General features: G+C 47.2%; 15 protein-coding genes and 1 tRNA gene. 7 read left to right on the top strand and 9 right to left on the bottom strand.

From position 1 onward, the window contains the following. Nucleotides 1-51: 51 nt before the first annotated feature. Both HXT47_RS02180 and HXT47_RS02175 read left to right on the top strand, forming a co-directional pair. Nucleotides 52-471, top strand: a complete 420-nt coding sequence (locus HXT47_RS02180) for an OsmC family protein (protein WP_004119211.1) — start codon at nucleotides 52-54, stop codon at nucleotides 469-471. Between the two features lie 140 nt (nucleotides 472-611). Further along, a complete protein-coding gene (locus HXT47_RS02175) occupies nucleotides 612-1,886 on the top strand; it encodes a glycosyltransferase (protein WP_064340468.1) in 1,275 nt (424 codons plus the stop codon). 379 nt (nucleotides 1,887-2,265) lie between these two features. Here HXT47_RS02175 and HXT47_RS02170 read toward each other — a convergent pair whose 3' ends face one another. From HXT47_RS02170 to HXT47_RS02160, 3 genes are all read right to left on the bottom strand, one after another. Next, nucleotides 2,266-3,291: a universal stress protein gene (locus tag HXT47_RS02170; protein WP_004105206.1), complete on the bottom strand. Its 1,026-nt coding sequence runs from the start codon at nucleotides 3,289-3,291 to the stop codon at nucleotides 2,266-2,268. Between the two features lie 138 nt (nucleotides 3,292-3,429). Further along, the gene (locus HXT47_RS02165; RefSeq protein ID WP_032842321.1) at nucleotides 3,430-4,152 is read right to left on the bottom strand and encodes a C40 family peptidase; all 723 of its coding nucleotides are present in this window, start codon (nucleotides 4,150-4,152) and stop codon (nucleotides 3,430-3,432) included. A gap of 135 nt (nucleotides 4,153-4,287) precedes the next feature. Beyond that, the gene (locus HXT47_RS02160) at nucleotides 4,288-5,433 is read right to left on the bottom strand and encodes a CHAP domain-containing protein (RefSeq protein WP_004105209.1); all 1,146 of its coding nucleotides are present in this window, start codon (nucleotides 5,431-5,433) and stop codon (nucleotides 4,288-4,290) included. A gap of 185 nt (nucleotides 5,434-5,618) precedes the next feature. Between HXT47_RS02160 and HXT47_RS02155 the strand changes: the two genes are divergently transcribed. Further along, entirely contained in the window at nucleotides 5,619-5,885 is a 267-nt protein-coding gene (locus HXT47_RS02155; RefSeq protein WP_004105210.1) for a DUF2530 domain-containing protein, read from the top strand. 82 nt (nucleotides 5,886-5,967) lie between these two features. Here HXT47_RS02155 and HXT47_RS02150 read toward each other — a convergent pair whose 3' ends face one another. After that, nucleotides 5,968-7,248, bottom strand: a complete 1,281-nt coding sequence (locus tag HXT47_RS02150) for a sensor histidine kinase (RefSeq protein ID WP_004105211.1) — start codon at nucleotides 7,246-7,248, stop codon at nucleotides 5,968-5,970. A gap of 293 nt (nucleotides 7,249-7,541) precedes the next feature. Here HXT47_RS02150 and phoU point away from each other — a divergent pair, with 293 nt between their 5' ends. Continuing rightward, a complete protein-coding gene (phoU, locus tag HXT47_RS02145) occupies nucleotides 7,542-8,222 on the top strand; it encodes a phosphate signaling complex protein PhoU (protein ID WP_004105212.1) in 681 nt (226 codons plus the stop codon). A gap of 171 nt (nucleotides 8,223-8,393) precedes the next feature. On the opposite strand, the gene HXT47_RS02140 is transcribed toward phoU, so the two are convergent. After that, nucleotides 8,394-9,134, bottom strand: coding sequence for a phosphoglyceromutase (locus HXT47_RS02140; RefSeq protein WP_004105213.1), 741 nt, complete (start codon nucleotides 9,132-9,134; stop codon nucleotides 8,394-8,396). A 58-nt stretch (nucleotides 9,135-9,192) separates the two neighbouring features. After that, on the bottom strand, nucleotides 9,193-10,890 hold the full coding sequence (lysS, locus tag HXT47_RS02135; protein ID WP_112928524.1) for a lysine--tRNA ligase: 1,698 nt from the start codon (nucleotides 10,888-10,890) through the stop codon (nucleotides 9,193-9,195). A 260-nt stretch (nucleotides 10,891-11,150) separates the two neighbouring features. Between lysS and HXT47_RS02130 the strand changes: the two genes are divergently transcribed. The 3 genes from HXT47_RS02130 (at nucleotide 11,151) to HXT47_RS02120 (ending at nucleotide 14,108) form a co-directional block, all read left to right on the top strand. Beyond that, nucleotides 11,151-11,224: transfer RNA gene (locus HXT47_RS02130), tRNA-Pro, on the top strand. A 215-nt stretch (nucleotides 11,225-11,439) separates the two neighbouring features. After that, nucleotides 11,440-13,431 (top strand): DUF4037 domain-containing protein, encoded by a 1,992-nt coding sequence (locus HXT47_RS02125; protein WP_410297126.1) that lies wholly within the window; start codon nucleotides 11,440-11,442, stop codon nucleotides 13,429-13,431. After that, nucleotides 13,431-14,108 (top strand): DUF4125 family protein, encoded by a 678-nt coding sequence (locus HXT47_RS02120; RefSeq protein WP_410297204.1) that lies wholly within the window; start codon nucleotides 13,431-13,433, stop codon nucleotides 14,106-14,108. The genes HXT47_RS02125 and HXT47_RS02120 overlap by 1 nt, the downstream gene beginning before the upstream one ends. 397 nt (nucleotides 14,109-14,505) lie before the next feature. Here the strand turns inward: HXT47_RS02120 and HXT47_RS02115 are convergent, their stop codons facing one another. Genes HXT47_RS02115 through sufU form a run of 3 tightly spaced genes read right to left on the bottom strand, consistent with a single transcriptional unit; the run spans nucleotide 14,506 to nucleotide 16,424 of the window. After that, on the bottom strand, nucleotides 14,506-15,150 hold the full coding sequence (locus HXT47_RS02115; protein WP_180947422.1) for an HAD family hydrolase: 645 nt from the start codon (nucleotides 15,148-15,150) through the stop codon (nucleotides 14,506-14,508). A gap of 57 nt (nucleotides 15,151-15,207) precedes the next feature. Beyond that, nucleotides 15,208-15,681, bottom strand: coding sequence for a metal-sulfur cluster assembly factor (locus tag HXT47_RS02110; protein WP_004105224.1), 474 nt, complete (start codon nucleotides 15,679-15,681; stop codon nucleotides 15,208-15,210). 35 nt (nucleotides 15,682-15,716) lie between these two features. Continuing rightward, nucleotides 15,717-16,424 (bottom strand): Fe-S cluster assembly sulfur transfer protein SufU, encoded by a 708-nt coding sequence (gene sufU, locus HXT47_RS02105; protein WP_421789198.1) that lies wholly within the window; start codon nucleotides 16,422-16,424, stop codon nucleotides 15,717-15,719. Nucleotides 16,425-16,469 lie beyond the last annotated feature (45 nt).

Here is a 16,469-nt window from a genome sequence, read left to right as displayed (position 1 = left end):
TACAATCCTTACGATAACATGAACAAAAACGACTACAGCAAAGGAGCAAAAATGTCTAGAAGATTATGGGTAGAACGCAACGAGGACGGCACTTGGGAAGCACACAGCGACGACGGTGTGAGCTTGAAGTTTGGTCACGGCGAAGGCATGTTCAACCCGGTTGAATTAATGCAAATCGCTTTAGCTGGTTGCACAGCTCTTAGCAGCCAATACGCTGCAGAACACGCTATTGGCGAGGGCGCTGGAGCGCGAGTTGTAGTAAACGGCACGTACGACGCGGAAGAAGGCACGTACTTGCGTTTTCAAGAAGATGTCACTCTTGACGCAACTTGCGCAAAACCTGCGCTCAGCCAGGAAGATGCGTCCGCACTAAAAGAGCGCATGGAACGCCACATTTCCAGGGGTTGTACTGTTAAGCATACGCTCGAAAAAGGCGCGCAAGTTAGCGTAAACGTTACGGTTCGCAGCTAGAATAAGCCAAAAGTCGCGAAAAATCACACTAAAATTGCACTAAAATTGCATTAAAATTCACCACGTGTGGCACAATTGAGTACACAAGATATTTGCGCAATAATGACGCTACGCATGCATGTATGCAACCGGAGGAAACTTTGAAAATCGCTATTTTTACCGAAACGTATCCACCGTACATAAATGGCGTCGCAACACAGTCTTATATGCTCAAAAAGATGTATGAAGAGCTTGGTCATGAAGTGCTAGTAGTCACGGTCGGCTCCGAAAAACAGCGCAAAACCAAGCTTGAAGATGGAGTTGTTTACGTTCCGGGCATATTGCTTAAAAAGCTTTACAAATACCGCGTTGCACTCCCGATTGGTCACATGCGAAAGCAACTTCCTCTTAAATTTAAGCCGGATGTCATTCATATTCAAAACGAATTTGGCATTGGCGAAATCGGCTTGGAAGTAGCAAAAAAAGAGCATATTCCCGTTATTTATACGCTTCACACAGAATACGATAAATTCCTGTTTTACATTGGCTTAAAGCATTTTACTGAGTTCTCTCGCAATATTTCGGCGAAATATTTTATGCGATTCTCGAAAAATGCCACAATTATTACGAGCATGTCTCCTAAAGCACAGGCATATATTGACCGTCAGAAGGTTGATAAAAAAGTAATTGTGCTGAATAATGCTGTGGAATATAAGAAGTTCCTACCAACGCCTGAGCGACTTGCATTCCGCAAAGCTTTCCGCGAAAAATATGGCGTTTCTGACTCTACTAAGCTGTTTGTTTTCGTTGGTAGAATCGGCGCTGAAAAAAATATTTCAGAATTAATTGACAACTTTATGTATTGCGATTTTCCTCGCGAAAAAGCGCGCTTATTTGTTATTGGCGGCGGTCCTGATTTGGAATCGTTGCGCAAGCGCGTGGCAGATAATGGTTTTGACGACAGAATTTGCTTGCTTGGGCCTATTGCTCACACGGAAATTCCAAAGTATTTGCACGCAATGGACTACTACACAACAGCATCACTTTCCGAAATGCACTCACTTTCGATGCTAGAGGCAATGGCTTCCGGTCTGTTTGCGCTTGTAAAGCATGATGTGCCGAATGAGAAGCAGATTATTAGCGGTCAAAACGGGTATCAGTGGGATACTAAGGAAGATTTTAAGACTGTTTTTAGTAAAGTTTTGAATATGAGCGAGGCTGAGCAGGCTCAGCTTAAGGCGAACGTGCTCGAGTATTCGAAGAATAACGATTTTAAGAGCCAAGCGCTTGAGCTGCTTAAGATTTACAAGCGCGCAATCGAGATGAACAAGGAAAAGCTCGCTGAAAAGAAAGCTAAGCGAGATGCCAGGCGCGCGCGTTTTATGCTGAAAAAGCGCGAGAATACTGAAGCGGAGTCGCAAGAATCGCAAGATTAGACGGCTCTCACGCTCCAAACGCTCCAAACGCTCCAAAACGCGGTCGCGATGACATGCTTGAGCGCAGCACAACGCGTAGGCGGCAGAAACTGTACACCGCTGTAAAGTTTTGGTCGGAATCTGGCTGGTAAGCGGCAGAAACTGCACACAGCCGCACAGTTTTGGTCGGAATCCGACTGGCAAACGGCAGAAACTGCACACAGCCGCACAGTTTTGGTCGGAATCCGACTGGCAAACGGCAGAAACTGCACACAGCCGCACAGTTTTGGTCGGAATCCGACTGGGAAGCGGCAGAAACTGCACACAGCCGCACAGTTTTCTGCCGTTTTTCGTTACTGGTGCAGATGAGCGACTGCGCACGTAACGACATGCTTTCGCGCTATCGCAGCGGATCGATTGTTTGCTCAATCTCCTTAGCAGCTTCTTTACCAGCCTTCGGCACATCAACCTCATGTACTCCGGAAATATCGTCAATAGACGCTTCAGAATGCTGCTTTTGCGCTGCTGCAACCTGAGCTGCACTAAATTCCACATACTTGCGCGGCACAACGTACACAGGCCTCGAAGAATGCTGCAACAATCCCTGGCTAATCGAGCCAAGCAGCAAACCGGTAAAGCCACCACGACCGCGAGAACCAACAACCACAAGATCATGATTCAAACTAGCCTGAGTCAAAGCTTCAACGGCAGAACCAGGCACAACAGTTCGATGAATTTGCAAATCCGGCAAACGCTGCAAAATTGGCTTCACGCGCTCCTCAAGATCCTCCATGTACGATCCCATAACAGCGGTATCGCCCTCAGCACCTTGCACTCTTGGCACTGCGGAAATAACATCAAGCTCAGCATGCCAGCTATCCGCCAAATCAGCCGCAATTTCAAGAGCTTTAAGCCCCCACTTTGACTCGTCAGAGCCAACAGCCACACGCGTAATCGTATTATTCAAGTGAATACGCTGACCGTCATCGTCAGTGTAAGGCACAACCACAATTGGGCAATACGCATAAGCTGGAAGCGAAGAACTAGTTGTGCCGAGCAAACGCTCTGCCAAGCCACCTTTTCCACGATTACCGATCACAATAAGCTGATAGTTACGAGAAAGTTCCACGAAAACCGAAGAAGGATCGCCCGTAACAATTAGCGTAGTCGCGTCAACACCCTGCTCAAGAGCAACAGCTTTTGCTTTAGATAGAATTTCTTGCGCATCGTGATGAGCTGCATTATCGTCACCAATCGCAGTGTAGGTGGCATCAAAAGAAACAGCAGCATAACTTGGCAACGAATAAGCGCAAACAATTTGCAATTGCAACCCAGCATGCTTTGCGTAATTTGCAGCCCACCAAACCGCTTTATAACTCGCGTGTGAGCCGTCAACTCCAACCAATACAGCTTTTTCTGGGATCATTGCCAACCTCCTCATACTTGCACTCGCGACAGCAGCGTCACTCGCGCACAACTTGTAAATACTATTGTAGCGTAATTTTAGATTGAGTGTTGGCAGTTTTGCGATATATAACTACAGAAGCTACAGAAACTATAGAAGCTACAGAATGCGACGAATAGAGTACCCGCCTGGGAACACGTAGCGGATAGGATCGTACTTAGTGCCAGCAAGCTGCGAATTAATTACCATGCCGTTGCCAACATAAATAGAAGCATGCTGCGCATTCGCGATAATATCTCCAGGCTGCGCTTGAGCCAAACTTGGGATTGGAGTTCCAACAGTTGCCTGCGCTCCAGAAGTACGAGGCAAAGAAATACCAACACTAGCAAAAACATACTGCACAAAACCGGAGCAATCCCATCCAGCAGGAGTATTGCCACCGCTGCGATACGGCACTTTGCCTAAGAATTGAGTAGCAAAATTCAAAAGAGAGGCAACAGACTTACCATCAGGAGGAACTACAGAAGCAAGAGGAACCTGTTCAACACCACTGCGGAAACCAGAACGGCTTGCAGTAGCATTTCCAGCAAAAGCACGGCGTGCCGTTTCAGCAGCTTGTTCGCTAGGAGTCTTAGTTTGAGGTACATTCAAGCTTTCTATGCCACCCCAATGAGAATTTGCGTCGACATCAGTAGAAGTGGATTCAGTTAAAATATCGCGACGCACATTCGTCACCTTTGGAAATGCGCGCGTAGAAGTGACAGCTGACTCGGAAAGCTCATGCGAAGACTCTGCCATGGCGAATGGCGCCATAACAGTAAGCATTGAAGCTGCTGCGGCAGCTGATACAAAAACTGAGAAAATTCTACTTTGTTTTAGCATACTTTTTGCAGTATATCATCGGGGCATTACATACGAGAGAAATTAGCAACGCCAGTAACAAGCAAACTCATTTTAGTAATAAACAAACTAATTTTAATAAAGCAGCTTTAGTAACAAAGCTTCAGTAGTACAAATTTAGTAATGAATAAACTGATATTGAGAAACTTCCTTAGCGTCAAACTTGCGCGAGAAAGTTCGTCCTTGGTAAGAAGCACCACATTCAGAAGTTTCAATAGAACCGTCTGAATTAATTTTTTCAACAACTGCAACGTGCCCGTAGAACGGATCAGAACCAGCCTGACCTGAGCGGAACACCATAATATCGCCAACGTGACGAGCGGAATTATCTACCCAATAGCCAAGATTGCGCGCAGAATCAGCCCACATATTTCCGTTGCCAAAATGCGAGCCAACAGGCAAACCTAACTGATGGCGACGAACATACACCCACCACGTGCACTGGCTGAACTCATACGCGTTACCGGTATCACCAGTTGCGTGATTTGGATTAAAGCCCTTCGGTAAAACGTCAAAGTCTTTATCCATCAACAAAGCAACCCTAGGATTATTCGCAGCAGAACGTGACATCTCTGCAATATTAAAGCCTGAACCAGAACCTAAATTCCACGAATCAGACTTCGAAGATATAGTAGAAAAAGTGCCAGGTTGTACTGAATTAGCAACCTTATCGGCTAAGTTTTTATGCTTCGAATTCGAGCGAGCAGAACTACTTTCATTCGCACTATTTGCAGCATCAGCAGAGTCCGCATTATGCGATTTTTTAGCAGCATTCTCAATAGAGTCAACAGCGTTATTAATAGTTGCCATAGGATCAAGAGACTCGCGTTGGCTAGAACGCGAAACTGTTGAAGATGCGTCGCCAACTGCAGTCATAGATGGCTCAAATTCGGAAGCACGAGAATCAAAACTATTAACCTTAGTTAAAGCCATAGTAGCTGCAACAGTACCAACCATTGCAACAAGAGAAGTTGAAAGTATTACATTGCGACGACGCTCATTAGCAAGTTTAGACAACCTAAGCGCGCGCCTGCTTTGAGGAACAAGCTCCTGCAAACGCTCAGAAACAGCTTCTGGAAGCTCTACAACAGCACCATTGCTAGTAGCAACCGCAGCCAAACGCTCACTAACACGATTAGCTTGAACAGAACGCATGCCACGCACACTATGCGCACCATGCGCGCCATGCTGAGCGACAAACAGCGAAAGCGGCGAATCACCACGCCTCTTTGCTTTTGTGGCACCATGTGCAGCATGTCTCATACTAATCACTTTCTTATGTTAAACGTGGAACGCAGCGCACAAACGCCACACCCCCAACTGACTTTCTTTCAATCTTCTATGTGAAAGGTTACAACGTGGTTAGGATGTAAGAAACGCACACAACCTAAATCCGCCAATTTTCGCGCTTAAGCTGCACTTGTCACACTTAGACTTCGGTAAGTTGTATGGTTGGAAGTATGAAATTTGCACCTATAGTTAATCCTGATGCACGAAAAGCAGCACCAAAACCGCTGCGAGTTGATTTGCGAAAGGTTTTTGCTATAGGAACGATCGCGTGGCTAGTCGCAACAATAATTGCGCTTATCGTTGCGTTATTGCATATTACAACTTGGTTTCCTGTGTTGTTTTGCGCATCGGGAACAATTATTGGCGTTCTGCTATTAATTTGGGAACATTTTGACCGCTGGGACTACAGGCGCTTAGGAAAATAGTTTATTGCTGATTTGCTGAATTATTTACTGCTGATTTGCTGGCTTGCTAACTTACTGATTTTCTAACTTACTAATTTGCTGCTTATTTATTTGCAATTGGTAGCGCAAAACTTACGGTAGTACCCTGCCCCGGCATACTCCAAAGAGTAATATTTCCGTGGTGCGTAAGTGCCACATGCTTGGCAATTGCAAGCCCTAAACCAACGCCATCCTGGCTTTGACTATTTTGATTATTCGCACGATAGAATCGTTCAAAAATTCGCGACTGATCTTGCAAATCAATGCCAACTCCGCGATCTACAACACGGATCACAGCGTATTGACCATCTGTCGATAGTGACGCAGATAGCGAAACTGTAGAATTTTTTGGAGAATACGTAATTGCATTCTCAACTAATTTCCGCACTGCAGCTTGAATTTGCGAAATTTCACCGCGCACGCACAAACGCGAATCGACTTTTGACACAACATGTACGCAACAATCCTTAGCAAACGCAGCAACTTGATTTTGCACATACGACAAAACATCATTCAAAGAAAATACTTGCGCAGAATCTAAGTCAATAGGATTTTGAGCGCGAACCAGCCACAACAAATCTTCAAGCATGTGCTCAAGTTTCTTGGAAGATTTACCGGCAATTTGCGCAATATCTTTAATTTTTTGCGCAGATACCTGTTCGTTTTGCAAAACTCTCGTAAGCTGAGTTAAGTTGCGAGTAGATCGCATTAACTGCTCAGAAACGTTGGAAATAAAGTCGTCGCGAGTTTGCGCAAAACGGTGAGCTGCACTCGTATCCTCAATAATTACAACTACGATACCGCCTCCAATGCTTCCAGCCGTAACAGTAAGCCAATTAGGGCGCGAAACAGTGGTTGACTCTTGAGGATTTGCAGTTATTGACACATAACGCTCAGGTGTCGAAGTAACCAAAGAGAAGCGCTCGAATCCGCCAGAAGCTCGCACGGAATTAACAGCTTGAAGAACGCGAGGCTGGCATAACGAATCATCGCTAACAACACCCAGCAAATAAGCTTCAGAACTTGCGCGAATTACGTCATTGTTGGCATCAATTACAACAGTCGGCATGTCGAGCATCGCCAAAACTTGGGACGCGTCGTAGCTGATGTCATCACTTGCGTTGTCGCTTGAATCGTCGCTTATGTCGTCGCTTTCGTCATACTTTGCGCCATACTTTGCGCCATACTTTGCGCCACGAATATAATTAAACGCTCGTTTAAAAAGACGGCAAACTGTAGAAAACCAATCCGACATCAACACACACAACGAAAGCACAACGCACAACGCAAGCACGCCGAAAGCAACAAATACAACGATCACAACCGCAGAAGAACCTTGAGGCATACTCCTATAATCTCATACTTTGCACGCTTTTGTAACTATGCAACTAAAAAGCGGCATAAACTTTACACGGCTGTAAAGTTTCGGTCGAAAATCGCCACAAAAACGGCATAAACTTTACACGGCTGTAAAGTTTCGGTCGAAAATCACCACAAAAACGGCATAAACTTTACACGTGAGTAAAGTTTCGGTCGCTTCGTTACCAGCGTCGTCTATAATTACATAGGATGCCTGACTTATAGCGACGTGCAAACTAGGCGTTCAAATAAACTCACAGCACTGAGAAAGGACGCACCATGCGAGTAATTTTCAACGAAGAAATGAAGGCAATTGCTTCAAACATCGAACGCATGGCAGAACTTGTAGCAAAAGCTATGAACGATGCTGGAAGCGCGCTTTTAAACGCGGATTTGGAAGCTGCTCAAACTGTTATCGATAAAGACGCAGACTTAGACGCTTTAGAAGCAAACACTATTGACCAATGCTTGACTTTGCTTGCTCGCCAAAACCCTGTGGCAACGGACTTGCGCGAAGTTGTAGCTACAATGCGATTAGCTGCAACGTTTGAGCGCATGGGAGATTTAACAAGTCATATCGCTCAAATTACTAGACGAACCTGGCCTGAATCTGCTATTGCGCAAGAAGGACGCGAAACTATTGTTGCAATGGTTGATTTCTTGCGCGAACTGTCAGGTCGCTTAACGACCATGGTTGCAAATCGCGACGTGCAAATTGCGGAAACTATTATTGCTGGCGACGATGCGCTCGACAAATTGCACGAGAAGATTTTTGAGCTGGTAGAAGGCGAAAATTGGAAGGGTACGCGCAGGCAGTTGATTGATGTCGTTCTGCTTAGCCGCTTTATTGAGCGAATTGGAGACCATTGCGTTGCCGTCGCAAGGCAAATTGTGTTTATTGTTTCCGGATTCGATCCGTCCAAGAAGCCAGAGCCAGATAAAGACACTGTTGTAGCGTAACGAGATTTGTAGCGTAAAGCGGCTACAACGAAACGCGCTACGCAATTTCAAGTTACTCAAAGTGCGCATGAAAATAAAACGTAAATAAAAAAGTAGGTCCGCAAATTAATTGCAAACCTACTTTTATTTTAAAAACTAACTTAAGCGCTCCAAAGCCAGCGAATCAGAATCTCACTTCTGACCCTGAGCAGCCACAGCGGCAGCACCGGCAGCAGCAGCTTCTGGATCCAAATACTCACCGCGAGGCTTGATTGGCTTGAAGTTCTCATCCAACTCGTAAAGCAGAGGAATAGCGGTTGGAATGTTCACCTTGGAAATCTCTTCCTCGCTCAAGTTATCGAGCATCTTAACGATTGCGCGCAAGCTGTTGCCGTGAGCAGCAATCATTACAGTCTTGCCGGACTTAAGCTCTGGAATAATATCCGACTCCCAGTAAGGAGTTACGCGAGTCACGACGTTTGCCAAAGCCTCAGTTTCTGGAACTGGTTCGCCAGCATAACGCGGATCGTTAGCCTGGGAATACTGATCATTTGGATCAATCTCAGGAGGTGGAGTTGCGTAAGAGCGACGCCAAATCATGAACTTCTCATCGCCATATTCCTGACGAATTGCAGACTTATTCTTGCCTTGCAAAGCACCGTAGTGACGCTCGTTCAAACGCCAGCTGCGACGAACTGGAATCCAAAGGCGGTCGGCTGCATCAAGCGCGTAATTCGCGGTATTGATAGCGCGACGAAGCAAAGAAGTGAACACGATGTCTGGAAGAACGTTCTTCTCTTTAAGAAGCTCGCCACCATGCTTAGCTTCCTCAACACCCTGCTCAGTCAGCGGTACATCAACCCAACCAGTGAACTGATTGGTTTTATTCCATGCGCTCTGACCATGTCGGAGCAATATTAATTTGTATGTCATAATTACCTAGTCTATTCGTTTCATACGACTACTTGCATTAACTTTGACTTTGCGTCAACTAGCGAAGAGGCTTTACGAGTGGGAATGTAATCGTCTCGCGAATAGTTGCGCCCGTAAGAGCGATCAGCAAGCGATCAATACCCATTCCCATGCCGCCAGCAGGAGGCATGCCGACGCCGAGAGCCTCAATGAAGTCCTCATCAATATCCATTGCCTCAACGTCTCCAGCCAAAGCATCCTTAGCTTGAGCAACAAAGCGCTCGCGCTGCACAACAGGATCGTTAAGCTCGGAGTAGCCGGTTGCAAGCTCAAAGCCGCGCACGTACAAATCCCACTTTTCAACCATTCCAGGCTTCGTGCGGTGACCCTTAACAAGCGGGCTGGTCTCCACTGGGAAGTCACGCACAAACGTTGGCGCGTAAAGCTTATCCTCGTAGAAGTGCTCCCACAAGTGCTCAACTAACTTGCCGTGATTCTCAACTTCGTCGCGTTCAACGCCAAGCTTGTCCGCAATCGCGCCCAAATGCTCAACAGAAGTTTCCGGAGTAATCTCCTCACCCAAAGCCTCAGAAAGCGAGCCGTACATGGTAATCTGCTTCCATTCGCCACCAAAATCATACTCTTCGCCGTTAAGCAAAGTCACCTTAGTTGAACCGAAAGCGTCTAGTGCAGCCTTTTGAATCAGCTCCTTGGTAAGAGCAGCAATCGTATCGTAAGTGCCGTAAGCCTGGTAAGCCTCAAGCATTGTAAACTCTGGAGCGTGAGTTGCATCCACGCCTTCGTTTCTAAAGTCGCGGTTGATTTCGAACACGCGCTCAATGCCACCAACCAAGCAGCGTTTCAAGAAAAGCTCCGGAGCAATGCGCAAATAAAGATCAATGTCGAAAGCGTTCATGTGAGTTGTGAATGGACGAGCAGCAGCACCGCCGTGAACCGTTTGCAACATTGGAGTTTCGACTTCCAAGAAGTCATGACTGTCGAAAGTACGGCGAAGAGAAGCCACAGCGCGCGAACGCCTGCGAACCATATCGCGAATCTTCTCGTCCGCAATCATGCCAATATATGGCTTACGCGTACGAGTGTCGTCGCTTAATTCCTTGTGCAAAGCCGGAAGCGGCTGCAAAGCCTTAGCTGCAATCGCCCACTCAGTTGCGAATACGGAAAGCTCACCGGTCTTAGAAGAAATCACGCGACCGCGCACGTAAAGGTGGTCGCCCAAATCCACCATCTGCTTGAAGCTTTTAATGGATTCTTCGCCAATTTCCTTCTTGGAAACCATCGCCTGAATCGTAGTACCGTCACCGGCAGAAAGCTTAACAAAGCACAAGCCGCCAGCGTTACGCAAGAAAAGCACGCGGCCTGCAATACCAACCTCAGTATCGGTTTCTTCGCCAGCTTCAAGCTTGCCATCGAAATCAGCACGCACCTTTTCGATAGTATCCGTAACGTTAAGATGCACAGGATAAGGCTGCACGCCTTCCTTAATCATCATTGCGCGCTTAGCAACGCGCATCTGTACCTGCTCAGGATGAGCTTGCGGTCCAAATTCTTTATTGCTTGGGTCGATTGCTTCATCCAGAGTTGCGCCTTCGTTTACGCGCTTGGCGATTGCTTCGTCTTGAGCGAGTAACATTTCGGCATGTTCAACAGTGTCAATTTCATTGACGGTATCTGTTGCTTCGTTTTCTGCTGCATTTTTATCGGCAGATTCTGCGGCACTTTGCGCGGCAGACATTGCAGTATTGGTGTCAGTCATAAACGCTAATTGTAGCCAGTAGGTAATACAGGTTTTATACGCGACTTGCAGTGCTAATTTGCGATATGTTTACACAGAAGCTGTAGCGATAATTTGTAATATGTTTACAAAGGAATTCCGCAGCTTGTACGCAATATACTTGCGCGGGACTTACTTTGCGCAACTTGCACACGCTTTACAATAATTTGTATTAGCCAACCTGTAACATTACGGACGTTGTTGGAACTTTTATGCGCATATGCTTTCGCGAGTTTCAGCATCGGGCTGTAGCGCAGTTTGGTAGCGCGCTTCGTTCGGGACGAAGAGGCCGCGGGTTCAAATCCCGCCAGCCCGACTTTTGATTTCCAGAATCACCCCCCCCCACCGCAATTCCGACGTTTCCTATACAAGGCTGTAAAATTTCTGCCGTTTTTTGGCGCGAAGGCGGCATAAACTGCGCGCGGCTGTAAAGTTTCTGCCGGTTTTTGACGTAAAAACGGCAGTTTCTTTACATGACTGTAAAGTTGAAGTCGATTGATTGTGAACAAGCGCAATAGCAAGGGGGCTTTGATGGAGAACGCTGCGCAATTTTATAACGAGCTTGACGAAATGTTTGCGAATCACGCGGGCGCTGACGCGATCGAGACGTATCTTTTGCGAAAACTTGCCGAAGCCAATCCCCTGCAGCTTTCAGTTCTCAACGAACTCATGGGATTTTACCGTTCGCGCGGAGAGTACGCAAAAAACAAGCCAATCATTGATAAGGCGCTAGATTTGGCAAAAAAGATGGATTTAGCAGGCACCGAAGCCGGCACAACTACGCTAATTAACGCCGCCACAAGCCTTCGCGCGGCAGGCAGCTACGATCGCGCCGAAAAAATTTACACTCAAGCTCTTAACGAATCCACCGAAACGCTCGGCGCTAAAAACCGCAAGCTTGCCGCGCTTCACAACAATCTTTCGATGCTTTACAGCGAAACCGGTCGCACTCATGATGCAATTGAGGAGCTCAATCATGCGCTTGAAATTTTGCAAAATACGAGCACGGATCCTGAGCGCGACATCGATATTGCCGCCACGCACACGAATCTTGCGCTTGCAATGTTGCAGGAGTGCTCACAGGAGTGCTCGCACCCTAACACCAGCACAAACAGCAAATCCGCAACTCTTGACTCCGCTTTTGAACACGCTTCGACCAGCGTTCGCATGTACGTCGCGGGGAATAACGAAAATCAGCCGCACTACGCTTCTGCATTGGCAGGTTTTGCGCAAGTACAGTGCGCGCGCGGCGAGTACGCTCAGGCTGAGGAAAGTTACAGTAAGGCACTTGATTTGATTGCGAGATGCTACGGAAAAGATAGCGAATCTTACGCGATTACGGCAGAAAATTTGCGGCAGGCGCGCGAGTTGGCAGAAAAAGTTACGAAAGAATCTACAGAAATTCAAGAATCAGCAAACCAAGATATAACAGAACAACACTCAACGAACTCACACGCAGCAAACCAGAACGCAGCAAACCATAATATAAAAACTGGCATGCAATTAGCGCAATCATATTGGCAAACTTACGGAAAGCCGTTACTTGATCAGCCAAAATTTGCGAAATACAAGAACCGCATAGCTGCAGGATTAGTTGGACACGGATCGGAATGCTACGGTTTTGACGACGAGATTTCGCGCGACCACGATTTTGGACCCGGTTTCTGCTTATGGCTTACCGACGAAGATTACGCGGAAATCGGCGCGGATTTGCAGACTGCTTACGACGCACTTCCGCGAAAATACGCCGGTTTTGGCTCTCGCAACGAAACACCGCGCGCAAAATCATGCGAAAGCAGCAAGCGCGTCGGAGTATTTCGCATAAGCGAATTTTTTGAAAATCTAACCGGCTTTCCCACCGCTCCAAGCCAAAACGAGCCGCACTTATGGCTATCGCTAAGCGAGTCAACGCTTGCAGCAGCGACGAATGGCAAAATTTTCGCGGACCCTCTTGGAGAGTTCTCAAAGGCGCGCCAAAGCTTCAAGCTCATGCCGGACGACGTGCGAATCTCACTAATCTCGCGCAGACTTGGCATGATGGCTCAAGCAGGTCAATACAATGTTCCACGAATGCTAGCACGCAAAGACGCTTCCGCAGCGTGGCTTTCTATCAACGAATTCGTGCGCGCAACCGCTTCACTCGTGTTTTTGCTCAACAATCCCGTAACCGCAGGCTACTTGCCTTACTACAAGTGGCAGTTTGCAGCGTTACGAAAGCTCAGCAACCGCATGGCTTCTAGGCTTCCGGAAGTGTGCAGCAAACTTGAGTCAATAATGCGACTTTCTTCCGCTTCTTGCTTTGGCGGAGACGGTTTTGGCGGAGACAGTTTTGGCGAAGGTGGGAAGGGAGCCGGAATTGCGCAAAAGCAAGTTTCGCAAATAATTGACAGCATTTGCGAGGATATTGTGCGCGAACTGCAATACGAGGGCTTAAGCGATTGCGACGAAACTTTTTTGGAATGGCAACGGCCGTATGTTGAAGCGCATATTAATTCGCGTGCGGCGTGTTTGAGGAGCTTATGATGTGCGATTTATCAGTAAATACGAAAGCGCAGAATACGAAAGAAGAAAAGCTGAAAGCGCAAAATCCGAGAACGCAAAAGCTTGCGGAAGAAATCACTAAACTCGAGTGGGATCAGTTCCAGCTCACGCAAAACGAAGGCGGACGCGCGAATTGCCAAGGAAACTGGCCAACTTTTCGCATTATGCGCATGAGTCAATTTTTGGCGTGGCCGCTTGATTTGCAGGAGTCTTATAAACAGGATCTTGAGCGCGCGAATAGCGATGGACGCAATTTGATTACGGAAAAGTATGCGCGAATGATGGAATCTACTGCACCGGAAATTTTTGAGCGCACGATTAAGCCTTATATTAAGCCAATTTTGGAACCTAGAAAAAGCGCGCAGGAGCAGATTATTTTAACGCAAGTCGAGTGGGCTGCGGATTTTCGCGAGCGCTACCCGCATTTGGGTTTTGCGATGCGCGTGCTTAAAACTAGCGAAGATACAGCAGAAAATACGTCTTTTGAAACGTATTTGCGAGGCGAATTAAGCACATATTCTGACGCAACTTTCGCAAAATACCAGCGTTTTGTAAATAATTTGCGCACGGAAAATCTAAATCTTACGCAAATGATAATTGCGAATACTGTGCGCATGTATGGCTACGATTCGCTCGAAGCGGCCGAGCGCGCGCAATAAAGTGCTTGAGCGCCGGATTCATTCGTTACGCACGCCAATCACAACCTAGTTTCTAAAGCACCGCCACGTGAACCTGCCCTGCCTTCGTCAATCGAGACGAAGGCAGACCTCGCTTGCGTTGAAAGCAGACTGTGCTTCACATGCCAAATCAGCCGAACGGCTACCAAAAGCCGTGAGGAACATGCGCGAAAGCAGGTCGTCAGCGCACACCAATCACAACCTAGTTTCTAAAGCACCGCCACGCGAACCTGCCCTGCCTTCGTCAATCGAGACGAAGGCAGACCTCGCTTGCGTTGAAAGCACACTGTGCTTTCAACCCTGAGCAAGCTCGGCGCTCCGAATTGCTTTCGCGCGCTAAATCGCAGCGCTCAAGCAGGTCGTCGCGCACGCGCGCAGCTTAAGAATAAAGCAACGACGCTGCAGAAGCGGCGCGAGAATCACTTTCGAGAAAAAGCGTGGAAGCAGCAGAAAGACCAGCGTGTTGCAAAAACGCGCGGTAAAGCATTACGTCAGGTTTGCGCGAATGCGATTCGTAAGATGCACAAACACCGTTTAACTCACCGAGTATTGGGCAAGTTTTGCGCGCGCAGTTTAACCAATCGCAAGAAGCGTTACCAAGTGCCCACACGCGCACGCCGCTCGCAATCAACTCGCGTGCCACAGCCGAAGCATCCGCGCGCTCGCCAGCAAAACCACGCTCGAAACGCTCAAAATACAAGCGATATAGCCACGTAACTGCCGGTCCGTGATGCTCATCAAACGAATCCATCGCTTGCTTTCTGCTCCACCCAGCCTCGCGCAATGACTCGTGAAACTCAAAACCCCATTCCGGCTCGAAACTAAAGAGCACTTCCCCAATAAAATCCGGATAATCTGCATCCAGAGTGCGGCGCACATCCCAATCTACAAGCAATTGCAAGTCGAAAACAACGTCAGTCATTCCGCGCGAAGCATACTCGCTGATACTATTTTTGCGCACATCACTTATTTCGCGAATATCACAGATACCGCTTGCACTAACTGCTTTTATTTCAGCGCCCATAATTCCCACTTGTGCAATACGTTGCTTTCAAAACAAAACAGCACACCAACCAAATACTCACACAGTTGGCGGAATACCGGCACTCATCGACGCATCGCCAACTACGCCAGAACCGTACATTCCTGCAGCAAAATTCGCTTGTAAACTGTTGAGATTGTAGCCAAGTGCCTCAAGCTGCGCACGACCGTCCTCATTAATGTTTTCAACGCTCCAACGCGGCTTCCACGTCCAGTCAATGCGGAACTCTTCGACCAAGCCTGCGAGCGCATTCGCACACTCATCCTCAATCAATTCAGTTAACGGACATGCAGGAGTAGTAAGCGTCATAGTAATAATTGCGCGCCCAAGCTCGTCAATTTCAATGCCATAAACCAAGCCTAAATCAACCACATCAATGCCAAGCTCAGGATCCACAACATCGTGTAAAGCGTCTAAAATATCATCTTCTGTAACTCGGCCAATGTCATTTGCGCTTAAATTCGCAGGATGCGTTTCATGCGTCACCTCAGATGCCAATTGATTTTCTGCCATAATATTCCTTGCTTTGCTTGTACCAAAGTTCGATTTTACAAGTTGCCAAGAATTTGCGGATTTAAGTTTTGCGAGGCTTTTGCAATGCTGTCTTTTAAGCCTTCCCACGCCAAAAGCGCGCACTTAATTCGCATTGGGTAGCGCGATACGCCTTGCAAAACCATTGCATCTTCCAGCGCATCTTCGTCCTCTTCGTTTTCAAAACCTTCGCCGCGAGATTCCATAAGTTTGTGGAAAAGCGCGTCTAATCGCAAAGCTTCGTCAACCGACTTTCCTTCGACTAAATCAACCATCATTGAAAGGCTTGCCTGCGAAATCGAGCAGCCATGACCATCCCACTTAATACTTGATACTATTGGAGTTTCGTCATTATTTGCGCTGCGTGAAAGCTCCACGCGCATTGTGACTTCGTCGCCGCAAGTTGGATTGAATTGGTGCGATTGACCTAAAGCAGAGTTTTCGCCAGCTGCAACGCAACTTTCGTGAGCATTATTTAAGGTAATTTCGGCAGATTTTGTATTTCCTGCAGATTCTTGAGATTTTGTAGATTCTGTATTTTCTGCAGATTCTTGAGATTCTTCCTGCAATTCCGCTTGTGCGAGCTCGTCCGTACTTTCGAAATGAGTTTTGCCATGCGGATTTCGCGCAGCATCCAAAATTACTTCTTGGTACATGCTTTCTAAGCCGTCACCAGCCGCATCTGCAAAACCAGCACCTGTTGTACCAAAACCCATATCAAACATACGCTCTCCTTACCTACTCACTAACTCGTTGACTCACCGATTCGA

The organism is Gardnerella sp. DNF01205, assembly GCF_049244135.1.
Lineage (GTDB): Bacteria > Actinomycetota > Actinomycetes > Actinomycetales > Bifidobacteriaceae > Bifidobacterium > Bifidobacterium leopoldii.
This window is presented reverse-complemented; position numbering and strand designations above follow the sequence as displayed.

Coding starts and splice junctions, on each gene's coding strand:
- phoU (WP_004105212.1), top strand. CDS start 7,542: ATGCGAGTAATTTTCAACGAAGAAATGAAGGCAATTGCTTCAAACATC.
- HXT47_RS02165 (WP_032842321.1), bottom strand. CDS start 4,152: ATGCTAAAACAAAGTAGAATTTTCTCAGTTTTTGTATCAGCTGCCGCA.
- HXT47_RS02160 (WP_004105209.1), bottom strand. CDS start 5,433: ATGAGACATGCTGCACATGGTGCCACAAAAGCAAAGAGGCGTGGTGAT.
- HXT47_RS02140 (WP_004105213.1), bottom strand. CDS start 9,134: ATGACATACAAATTAATATTGCTCCGACATGGTCAGAGCGCATGGAAT.
- lysS (WP_112928524.1), bottom strand. CDS start 10,890: ATGACTGACACCAATACTGCAATGTCTGCCGCGCAAAGTGCCGCAGAA.
- HXT47_RS02115 (WP_180947422.1), bottom strand. CDS start 15,150: ATGGGCGCTGAAATAAAAGCAGTTAGTGCAAGCGGTATCTGTGATATT.
- HXT47_RS02170 (WP_004105206.1), bottom strand. CDS start 3,291: ATGATCCCAGAAAAAGCTGTATTGGTTGGAGTTGACGGCTCACACGCG.
- HXT47_RS02180 (WP_004119211.1), top strand. CDS start 52: ATGTCTAGAAGATTATGGGTAGAACGCAACGAGGACGGCACTTGGGAA.
- HXT47_RS02155 (WP_004105210.1), top strand. CDS start 5,619: ATGGTTGGAAGTATGAAATTTGCACCTATAGTTAATCCTGATGCACGA.
- HXT47_RS02150 (WP_004105211.1), bottom strand. CDS start 7,248: ATGCCTCAAGGTTCTTCTGCGGTTGTGATCGTTGTATTTGTTGCTTTC.
- HXT47_RS02125 (WP_410297126.1), top strand. CDS start 11,440: ATGGAGAACGCTGCGCAATTTTATAACGAGCTTGACGAAATGTTTGCG.
- HXT47_RS02110 (WP_004105224.1), bottom strand. CDS start 15,681: ATGGCAGAAAATCAATTGGCATCTGAGGTGACGCATGAAACGCATCCT.
- HXT47_RS02120 (WP_410297204.1), top strand. CDS start 13,431: ATGTGCGATTTATCAGTAAATACGAAAGCGCAGAATACGAAAGAAGAA.
- sufU (WP_421789198.1), bottom strand. CDS start 16,424: ATGTTTGATATGGGTTTTGGTACAACAGGTGCTGGTTTTGCAGATGCG.